The following is a 15,256-nucleotide window of genomic DNA, read 5'->3' on the forward strand; positions in this document are numbered from 1 at the left end:
ATTTTATGCAATGGACGAAACCCGCTTTTACTGATGTTCGAATTGGTTTTGAAGTGACAATGTACTTTGAAGCACGTTAATTATTTATAACCCCATTTTTCATAAGCCCTAGTTATTTCTAGGGCTTATCTCTTTCTAATAAGATATTAATTTTATGTATATTTATATTTTAGGTTCAGCGGCTGGAGGCGGCTTCCCTCAGTGGAACTGTAATTGCCCAAATTGTCACGGTGTCCGTACAGGTACGATGAATGCCAAAGTACGTACTCAATCTTCAATTGCGGTTTCAGAAAACGGCATAGACTGGATTTTATTAAACGCATCACCTGATATTCGCCAGCAATTATTTGACTTTAAAGCGGCTCAACCTGCACGTAAATTACGTGATACTGGTATTACCAACGTTATTTTAATGGATAGCCAACTTGACCATACCACTGGACTTTTAACTTTACGTGAAGGCTGTCCAATGAATGTGTGGTGTACTGAAATGGTCTATCAGGATCTCACCACGGGTTTTCCGGTGTTCAATATGCTGAAACACTGGAATGGTGGTCTTCAATATCATGAGATTGATCCTAAACAAGCATTTAAAATCGATAATTTTGAAAATTTAGAATTTTTACCTTTAATTATTCAAAGCGCTGCGCCGCCATATTCTCCACATCGCCATGACCCGCATGAGGGCGACAACATTGCCTTAATCATCAAAGATCATAAAACACAAAAACAGTTGTTCTATGCACCAGGGCTTGGAAAGATTGATGATCGAATCATGCAGATTATGCAAAATTCTGACTGTGTCATGATTGATGGCACACTCTGGACAGATGATGAAATGCAACAAACTGGCGTAGGGAAAAAAACTGGCCGTGAGATGGGGCATTTATACATTAGTGGTGAAGGCGGTTCGTTATCTTATTTGAACCAACTCAATACACCGAAGAAAGTACTGATTCATATTAACAATACCAATCCAATTTTAAATGAAGACTCTGCTCAATTCGCCGAACTAAAAGCAAATCACGTAGAAGTTGCCTTTGATGGCATGCAAATTGAACTCTAAGGTGAAACATGACTCAAACACCTGAAGCTTTAACGACTGAACAATTCAAACAGGCCATTATTGATAAAGGTCAGTATTATCATATCTATCATCCATTTCATGTGATGATGTATGAAGGAAAAGCCACTCAACAACAAATTCAGGCTTGGGTTGCAAACCGCTACTACTATCAGATCAATATTCCGCTAAAAGATGCTGCGATCATGGCAAATTGCCCAGATCAACGCGTGCGTCAGGAATGGATTCAGCGCATGATTGACCAAGATGGTGAATATCCTGATGGCGGTGGACGAGAAGCATGGTTACGGTTAGCCGAGGCTGTAGGCTTGAGCCGTGAACAGGTTATTTCCGAAGAGTTGGTTTTACCTGGTGTACGATTTGCTGTAGATGCCTATGTCAATTTTGCACGCCGTGCTTCGTGGCGTGAGGCAGCGAGTAGCTCCTTAACCGAACTATTTGCACCTCAAATTCATCAGTCTCGTCTTGAGTCATGGCCACAACACTATCCTTGGATTGATGACAAGGGCTATGAATATTTCCGCTCTCGTTTAAGTCAAGCACGCCGTGATGTTGAACATGGTCTAACAATCACACTTGATTCATTTACTACGCATGAACAACAACAAAGAATGCTGGAAATATTACAGTTTAAACTGGATATTTTGTGGAGCATTTTAGATGCCTTAATACTGGCATATGTACACAATCAAGCACCATATCACAGCGTGACTCAAGAACGAGTATGGCACAAAGGACTATTCAAATGAATAAAGAACAATTTGATGTAAAGCTTGTGCCGACATGGCGACAAGGTTATCGCTTTCAGTTTGAACCTGCTCAAAATGGTTTTGTGATTTTATATCCTGAAGGCATGATTACTTTGAATGAAAGTGCAGGGGCCATTGGACAGTATATTGATGGAAAAAATAAAGTTTCCGACATTATTACCCAGCTCAAACAGCAATTTGGCGATATAGCTGAAATTGATCACGATGTTATTGATTATATGTTAGTTGCTCAGCAACAGCATTGGATTGATTTTAGATGAGCCATGGTGTTGGTTTACCTCTATGGCTATTGGCGGAGTTAACGTATCGTTGTCCGTTACAATGTCCATATTGCTCAAACCCTTTAGATTACGCACAACACAAAAATGAACTGACCACCCAAGAGTGGTTTAACGTTTTTGATCAGGCGCGTCAGATGGGTGCTGTTCAACTTGGTTTTTCTGGCGGTGAACCACTGGTACGTCAGGATTTAGAACAACTCGTTGCACATGCTCATCAACAAGGTTTTTATACCAACCTCATTACCTCTGGTATGGGACTTACCGAACAACGTATTGCCGATCTAAAGCAAGCGGGCCTAGACCACATTCAAGTGAGCTTTCAAGCGAGTGATCCCGTCGTCAATGATGCTTTGGCAGGCTCAAAGCATGCTTTTGAACAAAAGTATGAAATGTGCCGACTGGTTAAGAAATATGATTATCCAATGGTCCTTAATTTTGTGATTCATCGACATAACATTGACCAGATTGATAAAATTATCGAGCTTTGCCTAGAACTTAATGCAGATACAGTCGAGTTAGCAATTTGTCAGTTTTATGGATGGGCTTTTTTAAACCGCCAAGGTTTATTACCGACACAAGAGCAATTGATCCGTGCTGAACGTATTACCAATGAATATCGGGAAAAGTTAAAAGCGCAAAATCATCCGTGCAAACTTATTTTTGTGGTGCCTGACTATTACGAGGAAAGACCAAAAGCTTGTATGAATGGCTGGGGCAAAATTTTCTTTACAGTCGCTCCAGATGGTATGGCGCTGCCTTGCCACGCAGCAAGACAATTGCCTATTGCTTTCCCAAATGTTCGTGAGCAAAGCCTCTCAAAAATTTGGTATGAATCTACTGGTTTTAATCACTTCCGTGGCGATGCATGGATGCCAGAAGGTTGTCGTAGTTGTCCAGATAAAGATCGTGATTTTGGCGGCTGTCGTTGCCAAGCCTATATGTTAACAGGTGATGCAAGCAATGCAGACCCTGTCTGTGGCAAATCGCCCTATCATCAAGTGATTGAGCAGGCACGTGCCGAGAGTGAACTTGATTCAACGCTAGAGAAATTGGTGTTCCGTAATACTAAAAATTCAAAGCAATTTACGGTTCAGCAAAACATTCCTATTCAAAATATTGCAGATGATTAGCTACGAGAAAAACGATATGAAGCATGGCAAATTTCCTGTTTTTGATGGCCATAATGATGTGCTCACGCGTTTGTGGTTAAGCGATCATAGCAATCCTGCCCAAGCTTTTATCCACGATCGTTTAGCAGGACATCTTGATTTAACACGTTGCCAACAAGCAGGTTTTGTTGGCGGCATGTTTGCGATTTTCTTACCTCCATACAGCTATGTTCAGCAGCATCATCCCAACAAACTATTTGACCAAACTGCCTCAGACTTTACACAACAGCAAATTGAACAAATTTGTCTGGAACAACTCGATTTAGCAAAACAACTTGCTCAGTATTCTAACGATATTCAAATTTGCACAAAGGTTGAGGACATTCAACACTGCCTCACACAACAAAAGTTAGCGATTGTGTTGCATATGGAAGGTGCCGAAGCACTCCAGCTCAATCCAGATTTACTCGATGTATTTTATGATGGAGGGCTTCGTAGCATCGGTCCACTTTGGAATAGACCCAGTCGTTTTGGACATGGTTTAAATGCCAAATTTCCTCACTCACCAGATACGGGAGCTGGTCTTACACGCGAGGGTAAAGCATTTATAAAGCGCTGTGCTGATAAAAAAATGGTGATAGATGTTTCCCATATGAACGAAAAAGCCTTTTGGGATACAGAGAATATTCTTCAACAGCCAATCGTCGCGACTCATTCCAATGTCCATGCTTTGTGCCAACAAGCCAGAAACTTAACAGATTCTCAACTCAAAGCCATTCGAGATTCTAAAGGCATCGTCGGTGTAAATTTTGACGTCGCATTTTTGCGTAAAGATGGACAGCGGGATGCGAACACGCCCATTGATGTACTTTTAGAACATCTCCAATATTTAATAGATCGAATGGGGGAGGATCATGTCGGTTTCGGCTCTGACTTCGATGGCGCGCTGATTAGCACTGAAATCGAGGATGTTACAGGTTTGCACAGACTTATTGAGCGAATGCGGGAACGACATTATTCAATAGAATTGATTAACAAAATTTGTTGGCATAATTGGTTGAATGTATTGAATCGAATTTGGATGTAATCAAATGAGGACATTTAGTCCTCATAATCATCTTCACCACGTTTTAGTTCTGCTTGAGGTGCATCTTGGGTTGGCAGTTTATATTCATCACTGGCCCAAGCACCAAGATCAATTAACTTGCAGCGCTCTGAGCAAAAAGGGCGAAATTCATTGCCTTCCCAAGTGCTGCTTTCGCCACAACGTGGGCAGGGGAATGTACGAGGCATATAAAATTCCTAAAACATAAAACAAATAGATTAGGCAAAAGTAAAGTGAGTTGTTAGACTTATGCCGATTTATAGATAGTTTGATGTGAATATGTCGATTCGTCAATTTCAAGCCTACCGAATGCAAGCACCTCGAGATTTTGTTGTGATTCCCAATACGCCGATTTGCGTTGAAATCGGTGCTGGAAAAGGTAAACATGCATTGCTGTTTACAGGGCAGAATCCACAAACAACACTGTATGCAATTGAACGAACCAAAGAAAAATTTTTAGCGATGCAAAAACAGCATCAGCTCGAAGTACGTGAACACCTATATCCGATTCATGCGGATGCTTTGCCTTGGATCGTACACGCATTATTTCCTGCTCAAGTAGAACAATTTTTCATTCTTTATCCAAATCCAGAACCGCATAACCCAGCCCAGCGTTGGTTGAATATGCCGTTTTTTGAGTTTTTACTCTCGCGTCTTCGACCGAATGGTACGATTACCTTAGCGAGTAATATTCCTTCATACATTGATGAAGCGGAACAGCAGTTAATGCATGTATGGAAATTACCTTATGAGAAACAAAAAATTGCAGTAGATTCTGCAAGAACACATTTTGAAATTAAATATTTGGAACGTGGGGAACCTTGCCAACAGTTAGTCATCACCAAGCCTATTACGTATTCAACTCACTTTGATGATTTTGCACCTTTACAAGGGCAAAAAGAGCAAGAGAACAATAATGCCTAAGCGTATCGCCATTATTGGAGCTGGGCCAGCAGGTTTAATGACTGCCGAAGTCCTTGCTCAATATGGTTATGAAGTTGATATCTTTGAACAGAAACCATCAGCTGCTCGCAAGTTTTTGATGGCAGGTAAAACCGGTCTTAATATTTCCCATGCTGAGCCCATACAGACTTTTATCCAGCGTTACGATCATGCCGAATGGCTAAGTCCTTGGGTCAAACAATGGGATGCACAATGGATACAAGGCTGGATGAAGGATTTGGGGATTGAATCCTATATCGGCAGCTCAGGGCGTGTGTTCCCCATAGAAATGAAAGCTGCGCCGTTACTTCGCGCATGGTTAAAACGATTAGCTGCGGATGGGGTTAAATTTTATTATCGGCATCGATGTGTTGGCTTATCTAAAAATCAATTGACCATCGAAAACCAGAGCCAACGCTTTACTGCGACTTATGATGCCATTGTACTGGCTTGTGGTGCTGTATCGTGGTCGCAATTGGGGAGTGATGGTGCGTGGCAGCAATGGTTGCAAAATGATGAGATCACACCCTTCCAAGCAAGTAATGCCGGTGTATTGAAATCATGGTCGCCATTTATGCAGGATTGTTTGGGGCAACCCCTCAAACGAGTCGATGCTTGGGTTATGCCTGAGCACAAGACCCATGGGGATATTGTGATTACTCACTATGGTTTTGAAAGTGGTGTGATTTATAAATTAGGGCGTGATTTAAGATCTCGGCTCGCTCAAGATCAAAATATGCAGCTTCATTTAGATTTGTTGCCTGATATCAGCCTTGATCAATTAGTAAAAAAATTACAAGGAAATAAGAAGCAGTCGCTCACCAATCTTTGGCGAAAAGCAGGTTTGGATCAAGTGAAAATTAATTTAATCCGTGAGGTGGTCGCTAAAAACATATGGTCAGACGCGAAGCAAATGGCCGAGCAGATCAAAGGACTTACAATTTCCCTTAGTGGATTTCGTCCAATCGAAGAAGCGATTAGCTGTGCTGGCGGGATTAAGCAAACGGCATTGTCATCACAGTTACAATTACAATCAAATCCTTACGTATTCTGTTGTGGTGAGATGTTGGACTGGGATGCACCAACGGGGGGATATTTGTTGACTGCTTGTTTTGCAACAGGACGTGCAGCAGGTGAAGGGATACATCATTTGATCAAATGATATAAAACAGCTACTTTTTTTCAAAATATTCGATATTATGCCTGAATAAAAAAATCTAAATGAATTTTAAGAGGGTATATGAATACTGAAACAGCTGTAGACGTTTACGATAAACAAATCATTAAGCTATTCCAACCTAAGCAATTGCTGAGTTTGTTTTTTCAGCCGAAGCAATTTTTCTTACAATCTCCTCATTATCATTATAAAAGTATTCTGTTGATTGCATATCTCATTGGCGTTGTGGGAGTTATGGATCGGATTGACCAGCAATTACTGAGGGCTGAGTTTGGATCTCCTACGGCGATGGTGAGCATGATTCAAGCCTCATGGTGGAATTACTGGTTGTGGGTGCTAGGATTGGGATTTCTGGGGGCGGCACTTATTTGGTTAGTGCAAGGCTGGTGGTACAAGGTTCGTTTACAATTTTCTGGTGCGACCCATATTGATCCTCAGCTTGCTCGACAGGTATTTGTATTACAATCATTTGTTTATGTTCTACCTATCCTGATTATTACTCTCATTCAAACTAAGCTATATACAAATTATCTCGATGCTTTTAGTCATTCTTCAACTTTATCGCTAGTTCCTATTCCTTTTTTATTTTTGTCTTGTTGGGTCAGTTATCGAGGTGCAACGGTAGTTTTTAAAACAAATGGCTGGGCAAAGTTCTGGTTTTTGGGACTTCCTGTCATTTTTTATCTTTTTATCGCAGGATTATTTGCGATGATTATGGGTTGAGCCTTAAGGTTTTTTACTATTGGCTGGATAGATGATGGATTGTTGCTATAAAAACTTATCTCACATATATGCTGGATGCTAGTGCGCATTTAAAAATGTTAGATTTAAAAGATTAACAAGGAGAATTGCAATGTCTCAAACTTCACCTGTATATCATGGTAGTTGTTTATGTGATGGAATTCATTATGAGATTCATGGCGAAATAGGCGAGATCATCCAATGTCATTGTCAACGCTGCCGTAAAGCGAATGGAACAGCTTTTGCGACCAATGCGCCGATAAAAATAGCTGATTTTAAAATTACCAAAGGCGAGCATCTACTGAAGAAGTTTCAATCTACGGATACCACACAGCGTTGTTTCTGTAGTGAATGTGGCTCTCCAATCATGAGCATAAAAACTGATACACCTGAGCATTATCGGTTGAGGATCGGCACCTTAGATACACCATTACAGCAAAAACCAAGTCTGCATATTTTCACTGCATCTAAAGCAGAATGGGACTGTATTGCTGATGATTTGCCACAATACGCTGAGCGTCCTTAAAGTAGCCTTTAATTATGATTTTTGAAACAGCAAATTTACAAGCAAATGAAATCTATCGTTTGTTAAATGGGGGAGTTACACCTCGTCCAATTGCTTGGATTAGTACCTTATCTGTAGATGGTATGGCTAATCTTGCACCTTATTCTTTTTTTAATGTGGCAAGTTGTAATCCGCCTATTCTTTGGTACTCACAAGTGAATCCAAGAACAGGTCAGGATAAAGATACCTTACGAAATTTAATTGAGACCAAAGAATGCGTAGTGCATATCGTGAATACTCAGTTACTTGAGAAAATGAATTTGTCTTGTGCTGCACTGCCATCAGATCAAAGTGAATTTGATTTTGCTAAAATCGAATCTTGTCCAAGTCATCGGGTAAAGCCTTTATCGGTTAAGGATTCTATGATTCGCTATGAATGTCATTTGCGAGAGGTCATTCAACTCAGTTCATTACCGACAGGGGGAACGGTTGTCCTGTTAGATGTGAAGTCTATTTATGTGGATGATCGGTTGTGGCAAGCCGACACAGGCATGATTGATCAACAGCAATTGGATAGTGTGGGAAGAATGGGTGGGGATTTTTATAGTTTCACCACTGGATTACAAGCCCTCAAACGACCATAAAATCAGATAGAAACAATAGGAGGTAAAATACCTCCTATTTTTATTATTTTGCGACTAGCGCCTCACCTTCAAACTTCACGCCATCCCAGCCATTTTGCATAAATTGACGAATGTTTTGATGATCAGTTCCTTCTGGTGTTGCTAATACAGATGCATAATGCTCAGCAAATAAACTTAAGGTATCTTCAGCATTTAGACCTCCAATTTTAGCAAAAGAAAAAACTTTGGCACTGCCTTGATTTTCAGTTGCAGCATTAAATTGTGCACCATTTTGAAAAGCAGTTGGGGTGTGTTGATAGCGTGCTTCAATAAATGCCAACACATCTGCAAATTTTGCTGAGCCATCTTTTAATTGTGCGAGTAAGCTTTGTGCCATGAGGACTTTCCATTGTTATTTCGTCAGCGGACAATCATAACATGATGTATCTGTGGATAACTTCGCCTTTATACACAGAGTAAAAGATTCGTTGAGTTGTTTAAAAATTATGTTATTTTAGGGCAAAGGAGATGGCATTCCTCCTCTAACAAACCGCCATTGTGGCTAATGATGCCTACGTTACCCTGAACAGGGAGCGTAGGATTGTGCGCGCTCTGTTCTTAATTTTGAGGGCTCGCAGATGTATACCATCGATAAAAAAATTGATTACACCATGCCTTATTTTTCTTATTCTCCAAATCTAATTTTGGAGTAATTATGTATTATTCCTTGATTTCAATTGCTTTAGGTTCTGTGCTTGGCGCATGGCTGCGTTGGTTTATTGGTTTAAAACTCAATCCAATTTTTCCACATATCCCACTCGGGACAGTGAGTGTTAATCTGGTCGGCGGTTTTATTATTGGTTTTGCGATTTCATATTTTTCGCAAAGTGCTTTAAGTCCAAATTATAAGTTATTTGTGATTACCGGATTTTGTGGAGCGCTGACCACGTTCTCAACCTTTTCCGCTGAGATTATTGCTTTATTGCAAAGTGGTAAATTGGAATATGCGGCACTGACTATTTTGATTCATGTATTGGGATCATTGTTGTTTACGATTTTGGGTATGAGTCTACATCAATGGTTGAGTGCTGCTTAGTCTGGGAGTGTTCGATCGATGAATGGATTTTTAATTAGCTTTTATACCACGCAAAATCGTCAGTATGATGGACAATCAATCGTTGACTGGTTGTTAGCGATCGCAAAGCAAATGGATTTACGTGGTGCAACGGTGATGAACGCCAGTCAAGGGGTGGATCATCGAGGACAGTTTCATTCAGCGAGTTTCTTTGAGTTGGCGGATCAGCCTGTACAAATCCAGTTTGCAGTCACTGAACAACAGGCGATAACCTTACTGGATTATCTCAAGACTCAAGATATTTCATTATTCTATGTCAAAAGCCCTATTGAATTTGGCTTTATTGGAAATGCTTCTGCAACGGATTAAACAAATAATAAATTTCAGACATAAAAAAAGAAGTCTAAGAGGAGGAGATAAGAGCCTTAGACTTCGAATTTTTTTACTTTAATTGCTCAACCTTAAAATAAGATTAAGCCTTACGACTAAAACGACCAAAACGTTTGTTAAAGCTTGCAACACGACCTTCATTGCTCGCCTGACGTTGCTCACCTGTATAAAACGGATGTGAAGCACTTGAAATATCAAGCGTTACATATGGGTAAACTTGACCTTGATACTCTTTAGTTTGTTTGGTTTGAATGGTGCTACCAATCAAGAAATATGTATCTGCATTGGTGTCATGAAAAAGGACTTTTTGATAAGCAGGGTGGATATCTTTACGCATATTGAATACTCCTATGAATGACTGAAATGTTATAACATAACTCAAACCGCGTCAATGAGAGCTCTTTGGGCGTTGAATCATCCAGCGTCTTTTAAGAGTTTGGCACCAGTTCTTCAAAGAGATCATTCAAGTTGTCATTCACTTTAAGGTGAATGAGATTCCAATAGTGACCAGAAATGGTACGGTTGACCATTAAGGTATCTGGCGAGGGTTTAAAGACATCCCAATATTTCAATGATTTTTTAACCAGACGCATTCCATCATGATGTGAGGAGTTTTCTTCAAAGTCATAATGCGTACTTAAAGGACGGAGCAGAATTTCGATCCATTGCAGGTACAAGTCACTTGGGAATTTTTGTTTTTCTGCAATTGAATGGAGTTCGACCAGTAAATCTTCGACACGAGCAATATCTTCTTGGCGAGCAGCATTCACCAACGCTTTAAAATGCTGAATAATTTCTGGTGAAAGGGTTTTGACACTCCCGTAATCGTAAATGATCACGCTTCCATCTTCACGAAAGGCAAAATTTCCAGGGTGTGGATCGCAGTGAAAACGTTTCAGGAAAAACATTTCCTGTCCTAAAGCACGAATCAAGCGACGACCGATCTGATTGCGGATATCAACAGACCATGTACTTGCCGTTTCAATCGATTCACCTTGTTCAAGACTTAAGGTCAATACGCGCCGTGAAGAATATTCTTTATATACTATTGGTATAATGATTTGATCATCCAGTTTTTCATGGAAAGTTTTAAAAACTTCGAGGTTCTGCGCTTCGATTTCATAGTTCAATTCTGCTGATAAACTGTCTTGGATCTCTTGGAATAATTGGTCTTGCAGTTTTTTATCAATTTTGAGCACGCCCATCAGGCGTAAGGCAAGACGAACTTGTTTAAGATCACTTTCACATGCGTCATCCACACCAGGATACTGTACTTTGACCACCACGGCTTGGCCATTTGGAAGCACTGCACGGTGGACTTGTCCAATCGAGGCAGCAGCGAAGGGTTCTGCTTCAAATGAGCTAAATACTTGATTTAAAGGTTTGCCGAGTTCTTTTTCGACTTGTTGTTGAATGGCTGAAAAGGGCATTGCTGGTGCTTGGCGTTGTAACTTGGCGATGGCTTTAGCAACTTCAGGCGGGAAAATGTCTTTGTATTGTGAGGCAATTTGCCCGACTTTCATGACTGCGCCTTTCATTTCTCCTAATGTGTCCGCAATCTGTAAACCAATGTCCTGAAACAGTTGGCTACGTGCTGCATTTTTTTGCTCTTCGTCTGCCGTGAGGTTTCGAATGGAGTTTGCAACGCTTTTACTGGCAATGCTTGCGGTCATGCCAGCCAGTTTCAAAAAACGTTTACTGGGTGAGCTTGCATGTTTTGCCATTTTGCTTGACCTCGGGTGATCCAGTTTCATCGTGATACTTTGATCATAGGCGACAAAGCTTAAATTGCCTATAACAAAATGTTAAGTCCTGTAAGTATTAAACCTTGCTGCCTTCATGATCATCATGAAACGTAATTTATGTGATCTCTGCTAAACGTTTATTATTTAAGTATAAGCGCCTAATCAAGAGTACACAGGCAATGCTTAAACCAATAATCAAACCGAGCCAAACGCCTGCGACGCCCCAAATGGTATAACGTGCTAAATATAAGCCAATCGGAAAAGCAATGACCCAATAAGCCATGAGGGTAATCCACATAGGTGCTTGGGTGTCTTGCATGCCACGTAGACAACCTGCCGCACCGACTTGCCAAGCATCCATGAGCTGATAAGCCATCGCAAACCAGAGTAAATACATCGCTACAGGAATAACATGAGGGTCTGTTGTATAGATTGCAACGATATATGGACGTGCAATTGCAATCAACAGCATGGTACAGATTGCAAAGAAAGTCGCACTCATTAGTCCGATTTTCTGAACTTGACGCATGGCATGCCAGTTCTTCTCACCGTAATACATCCCAACACGAATCGTGAGTGCAATCGCGAGGGACAAAGGAATCATAAATAAAACTGAGGTCACAGAGATCGCAATTTGATGTGCCGCAATCGCATTTTCTCCCAATGGACTTAATACCAAGGCTCCTGTGCTAAAGATACTGACCTCAAAGAAAATCGCTAAACCAATGGGTAAACCTAACATTAAAATGCGCTTTGCCCATGCTGGATCAAGTTTTTCCCATGTCGTGAAGATCGGGGTTTTTTGATAGGCTTTGGCCTTAGAAATATAAATGGCTAAAGTGATAAACATTAACCATTGTAGTATGGCTGTTGCAAAACCACAGCCTGCACTTCCTAAAGCAGGAATAGGGCCAAAACCATACATGAAAATCAGGTTGAGTGGGATCAGTACCATAAGCGCCGCTATGCTAATGACGGTTACTGGACGAGGATGCCCCAATGCCTCCGAATAGCTACGTAATGCGGCATACATCATCACTGCAGGCATACCAAAACCAATTGCATGTAAGAATAGACTTGCCTTTGGCAATAAGCTTTCTGGTACACCAAACAATGGTAATAATAATGGCATCGCTTGCAAAATCAGCATCGCGAATACCCCAAGAATAACAGCAACCCATAACGATTGGCGTGCAATGGTGGGAATTTTCTCAGGTGTTTTTGCGCCTCGGGCTTCAGCAACGAGTGGTGTCGTTGCAATCATAATGCCTGCAAATAGCAGCATAATGGGCATCCACAATCCGACACCAATCGCAATCGCTGCAAGATCACCAGCGGATAAATGTCCCGCCATAATCGTATCAATCAAGCCAAAACCAGCTTGTGCAAATTGGGTGATCAAAATAGGGAGCATTAAATGAGACAGTTGTTTAAGTTCAAACCGTGTAGTTATCGTATGAGACACAAAAATTCTCTTATAAAATTAGGTCGGTTAGCGTTGTAAAGTCAGTACAACACCAACAAATATTATAATTGCGCCGAGTAAACGTTGCCAATTAATTGGCATCTTTTCTGTGCCTAACCAGCCAAAATGATCGAGTAACATTGAAATGACCATTTGGCCAAAAATGACCACTCCAGAGAAGGTTAAAAAACCGAGTTTAGGTGCAGTGTAAATACTGATTGAAATGGCATACACACCCAAAAAGCCGCCTAACCATAAAAACCATGGAATGTTTGCGAGTTCGCTCACATCTGGTTTAGCTGTATTTTGAAAATAAACCAGCAGGGCCAAGACAATGGTGCCAATAACGAAGGAGAGCAGGGCTGCCTGTAAAGGAGAGTGTAAATATTCTCTAAGTTGGGTATTGATCGCCGTTTGGAAAGCCATCGCTACACCAATTCCCAAAGTTAGAGGTAATAAAAGTAATAATTGACTCGATATCTTGATCATATTCTTCATAATTTTCGCTGTTCTTCTAAGATAACAGTCTAGCGGAATAAAATAATGAAGATAAGTTGATTGGTTAGAGTCATGTTAAAATAATAACACGTGTTTACCGAGCTTTTACTTTGCAGCATCTAGATCCCGCCACAATACCCCTTTCTCTTTATATCCATATGCCTTGGTGTGTGCGTAAATGTCCTTATTGCGATTTTAATTCGCATGCCGTTCCTGATGGGCATTTGTCGATCGATCTAGAACAGCAATATCTTGCGGCTTTGGTGGCTGATTTTGAGACGCAAATCGAAATGGCCCAAGGTCGTTCGATTCATAGTGTATTTATTGGTGGGGGAACACCATCGCTGATTTCTGCACAGGGTTATCAATGGTTATTTGAACAACTGAAAGCACGTTTGAGTTTTGAGGCAGATTGTGAGATCACCCTTGAAGCCAATCCAGGTACGGTTGAACATGATCCATTTGCGGATTACCTTGCTGTTGGTATTAATCGATTATCATTAGGCGTACAAAGTTTCGATACCGAACATTTACAGCGTTTGGGACGGATTCATACAGCCAATAATGCCCTAGATGCGATTCATCAAGCACGTCAAGCAGGTTTTGAGCGCGTGAATGTTGATCTGATGCACGGTTTACCCCAGCAAACCGAACAACAGGCTTTAGCAGACCTCCAATTAGCTGTAGAGCATGGTGCGACGCATATTAGTTGGTATCAATTGACCATTGAGCCGAATACGGTATTTTTTAGAACTCAGCCTGTGTTGCCGCAAGATGAGGTGCTAGAGCATATTCAGGAGAAAGGTGAGGCATACTTAAAAGCCAATGGCTATGTAAATTATGAAGTTTCGGCTTGGCGAAAGGAAAAACCCTCAGCACATAATCTGAATTATTGGCAATTTGGCGATTACCTCGCGATTGGAGCGGGCGCACATGGAAAGGTGACACGTACTGAAGGTGTCTACCGTTTTCAAAAAACCCGCTTGCCGAAAGATTATTTAGCTAAAGTTCCTGCTGAACATGTGCAAATGAAGCGTATTGAAGCAGATGAGTTAGCATTTGAATTTATGATGAATGCTCTACGTCTCAATGATGGTGTTGAAGCGACTTTATATGAACAACGTACTGGTTTAAGTTTGGCAGAGTTAGCGCCTATTCTGAACACGTTACGCGAAAAGAAACTTTTGGTGGCTGATGCAGATCGTATTGCCTGTACCGAACAGGGTCATATCTTCTTAAATACGGTATTAGAAGCATTTTTATAAATTATAAACTCGGGAAGGGAATCCTGAAGGTTATGACATAGCTCTTGTCATCTTTTGGAAAGATATTCCATACAAAATAAAAAACCTCATCATAAATGATGAGGTTTTTTAGAATCTGGTGGGTCGTCCGCGACTCGAACGCGGGACCAACGGATTAAAAGTCCGCTGCTCTACCAACTGAGCTAACGACCCTGAGCGAGGATAAGTAAAACAGCGTTTTACCCGAGCGCAAGAGAAAATCTATGATTTTCTATGGCATTAAACCTCTTACAGGCATTTGTAAAATACATTTTACAAACTATCAAAACTTAAAGTGGTGGGTCGTCCGCGACTCGAACGCGGGACCAACGGATTAAAAGTCCGCTGCTCTACCAACTGAGCTAACGACCCTGAGCGAGGATAAGTAAAACAACGTTTTACCCGAGCGCAAGAGAAAATTTATAATTTTCTTTAGCATTCATACTCGAACTGACTCAGAGAG

The 15,256-nt window shown here is 40.9% G+C and carries 20 protein-coding genes, 2 tRNA genes and 1 riboswitch; of the genes, 14 read left to right on the forward strand and 8 right to left on the reverse strand.

What is annotated here, in order from left to right; all coding sequences use genetic code 11:
• The first annotated feature begins 5 nt into the window (after nt 1–5).
• The 6 genes from pqqA to DK207_RS00970 all read left to right on the forward strand — a co-directional run bounded on the left by pqqA (nt 6) and on the right by DK207_RS00970 (nt 4,331).
• Nucleotides 6–80 carry a pyrroloquinoline quinone precursor peptide PqqA gene (pqqA, locus tag DK207_RS00945; protein ID WP_075316535.1) on the forward strand — a complete coding sequence of 25 codons (75 nt, stop codon included), beginning with the start codon at nt 6–8 and terminating at the stop codon, nt 78–80.
• Between the two features lie 74 nt (nt 81–154).
• Complete coding sequence (gene pqqB, locus DK207_RS00950; protein ID WP_109439587.1) at nt 155–1,066, forward strand: pyrroloquinoline quinone biosynthesis protein PqqB; 912 nt, start codon at nt 155–157, stop codon at nt 1,064–1,066.
• An 8-nt stretch (nt 1,067–1,074) separates the two neighbouring features.
• A complete protein-coding gene (gene pqqC / locus DK207_RS00955; RefSeq protein ID WP_109439588.1) occupies nt 1,075–1,833 on the forward strand; it encodes a pyrroloquinoline-quinone synthase PqqC in 759 nt (252 codons plus the stop codon).
• Nucleotides 1,830–2,114 (forward strand): pyrroloquinoline quinone biosynthesis peptide chaperone PqqD, encoded by a 285-nt coding sequence (gene pqqD / locus DK207_RS00960; RefSeq protein WP_109439589.1) that lies wholly within the window; start codon nt 1,830–1,832, stop codon nt 2,112–2,114. The genes pqqC and pqqD overlap by 4 nt, the downstream gene beginning before the upstream one ends.
• A complete protein-coding gene (pqqE, locus tag DK207_RS00965) occupies nt 2,111–3,265 on the forward strand; it encodes a pyrroloquinoline quinone biosynthesis protein PqqE (RefSeq protein ID WP_109439590.1) in 1,155 nt (384 codons plus the stop codon). The genes pqqD and pqqE overlap by 4 nt, the downstream gene beginning before the upstream one ends.
• A gap of 16 nt (nt 3,266–3,281) precedes the next feature.
• A complete protein-coding gene (locus DK207_RS00970) occupies nt 3,282–4,331 on the forward strand; it encodes a dipeptidase (protein ID WP_109439591.1) in 1,050 nt (349 codons plus the stop codon).
• A 14-nt stretch (nt 4,332–4,345) separates the two neighbouring features.
• Here the strand turns inward: DK207_RS00970 and DK207_RS00975 are convergent, their stop codons facing one another.
• The gene (locus DK207_RS00975; RefSeq protein WP_109439592.1) at nt 4,346–4,537 is read right to left on the reverse strand and encodes a DNA gyrase inhibitor YacG; all 192 of its coding nucleotides are present in this window, start codon (nt 4,535–4,537) and stop codon (nt 4,346–4,348) included.
• Between the two features lie 85 nt (nt 4,538–4,622).
• Here DK207_RS00975 and DK207_RS00980 point away from each other — a divergent pair, with 85 nt between their 5' ends.
• The 5 genes from DK207_RS00980 to DK207_RS01000 all read left to right on the forward strand — a co-directional run bounded on the left by DK207_RS00980 (nt 4,623) and on the right by DK207_RS01000 (nt 8,358).
• Nucleotides 4,623–5,273, forward strand: a complete 651-nt coding sequence (locus DK207_RS00980; RefSeq protein ID WP_171293600.1) for an SAM-dependent methyltransferase — start codon at nt 4,623–4,625, stop codon at nt 5,271–5,273.
• Entirely contained in the window at nt 5,266–6,453 is a 1,188-nt protein-coding gene (locus DK207_RS00985; RefSeq protein WP_109439594.1) for a TIGR03862 family flavoprotein, read from the forward strand. The genes DK207_RS00980 and DK207_RS00985 overlap by 8 nt, the downstream gene beginning before the upstream one ends.
• A gap of 78 nt (nt 6,454–6,531) precedes the next feature.
• A complete protein-coding gene (locus DK207_RS00990) occupies nt 6,532–7,191 on the forward strand; it encodes a hypothetical protein (protein WP_109439595.1) in 660 nt (219 codons plus the stop codon).
• Nucleotides 7,192–7,321: 130 nt separating this feature from the next.
• Nucleotides 7,322–7,735, forward strand: a complete 414-nt coding sequence (locus tag DK207_RS00995; RefSeq protein ID WP_109439596.1) for a GFA family protein — start codon at nt 7,322–7,324, stop codon at nt 7,733–7,735.
• A 14-nt stretch (nt 7,736–7,749) separates the two neighbouring features.
• A complete protein-coding gene (locus DK207_RS01000; RefSeq protein WP_109439597.1) occupies nt 7,750–8,358 on the forward strand; it encodes a flavin reductase family protein in 609 nt (202 codons plus the stop codon).
• A gap of 43 nt (nt 8,359–8,401) precedes the next feature.
• Here DK207_RS01000 and DK207_RS01005 read toward each other — a convergent pair whose 3' ends face one another.
• Nucleotides 8,402–8,734: a HopJ type III effector protein gene (locus DK207_RS01005; RefSeq protein ID WP_109439598.1), complete on the reverse strand. Its 333-nt coding sequence runs from the start codon at nt 8,732–8,734 to the stop codon at nt 8,402–8,404.
• Between the two features lie 118 nt (nt 8,735–8,852).
• A riboswitch (Fluoride riboswitch) is annotated at nt 8,853–8,919 on the forward strand.
• A gap of 133 nt (nt 8,920–9,052) precedes the next feature.
• Between DK207_RS01005 and crcB the strand changes: the two genes are divergently transcribed.
• Both crcB and DK207_RS01015 read left to right on the forward strand, forming a co-directional pair.
• Nucleotides 9,053–9,433: a fluoride efflux transporter CrcB gene (gene crcB / locus DK207_RS01010; RefSeq protein ID WP_005083724.1), complete on the forward strand. Its 381-nt coding sequence runs from the start codon at nt 9,053–9,055 to the stop codon at nt 9,431–9,433.
• Nucleotides 9,434–9,451: 18 nt separating this feature from the next.
• Nucleotides 9,452–9,781, forward strand: a complete 330-nt coding sequence (locus tag DK207_RS01015) for a DUF190 domain-containing protein (protein WP_109439599.1) — start codon at nt 9,452–9,454, stop codon at nt 9,779–9,781.
• A 103-nt stretch (nt 9,782–9,884) separates the two neighbouring features.
• Here DK207_RS01015 and DK207_RS01020 read toward each other — a convergent pair whose 3' ends face one another.
• From DK207_RS01020 to DK207_RS01035, 4 genes are all read right to left on the reverse strand, one after another.
• Nucleotides 9,885–10,139, reverse strand: coding sequence for a type B 50S ribosomal protein L31 (locus tag DK207_RS01020; protein WP_109439600.1), 255 nt, complete (start codon nt 10,137–10,139; stop codon nt 9,885–9,887).
• 91 nt (nt 10,140–10,230) lie between these two features.
• Nucleotides 10,231–11,526: an ABC1 kinase family protein gene (locus DK207_RS01025; protein ID WP_109439601.1), complete on the reverse strand. Its 1,296-nt coding sequence runs from the start codon at nt 11,524–11,526 to the stop codon at nt 10,231–10,233.
• Between the two features lie 136 nt (nt 11,527–11,662).
• A complete protein-coding gene (locus DK207_RS01030; RefSeq protein ID WP_109439602.1) occupies nt 11,663–13,012 on the reverse strand; it encodes an MATE family efflux transporter in 1,350 nt (449 codons plus the stop codon).
• A 27-nt stretch (nt 13,013–13,039) separates the two neighbouring features.
• Entirely contained in the window at nt 13,040–13,501 is a 462-nt protein-coding gene (locus DK207_RS01035; protein ID WP_109439603.1) for a DMT family transporter, read from the reverse strand.
• Nucleotides 13,502–13,620: 119 nt separating this feature from the next.
• Here DK207_RS01035 and hemW point away from each other — a divergent pair, with 119 nt between their 5' ends.
• Nucleotides 13,621–14,775 (forward strand): radical SAM family heme chaperone HemW, encoded by a 1,155-nt coding sequence (gene hemW, locus DK207_RS01040; RefSeq protein ID WP_109439604.1) that lies wholly within the window; start codon nt 13,621–13,623, stop codon nt 14,773–14,775.
• 116 nt (nt 14,776–14,891) lie between these two features.
• On the opposite strand, the gene DK207_RS01045 is transcribed toward hemW, so the two are convergent.
• Together DK207_RS01045 and DK207_RS01050 are read right to left on the reverse strand one after the other, a co-directional pair.
• Nucleotides 14,892–14,967, reverse strand: a tRNA-Lys gene (locus DK207_RS01045).
• A gap of 122 nt (nt 14,968–15,089) precedes the next feature.
• Nucleotides 15,090–15,165 (reverse strand) — tRNA-Lys (locus DK207_RS01050).
• Nucleotides 15,166–15,256 lie beyond the last annotated feature (91 nt).

Source organism: Acinetobacter haemolyticus (genome assembly GCF_900406815.1).
In the GTDB taxonomy this organism is placed as follows: domain Bacteria; phylum Pseudomonadota; class Gammaproteobacteria; order Pseudomonadales; family Moraxellaceae; genus Acinetobacter; species Acinetobacter haemolyticus_A.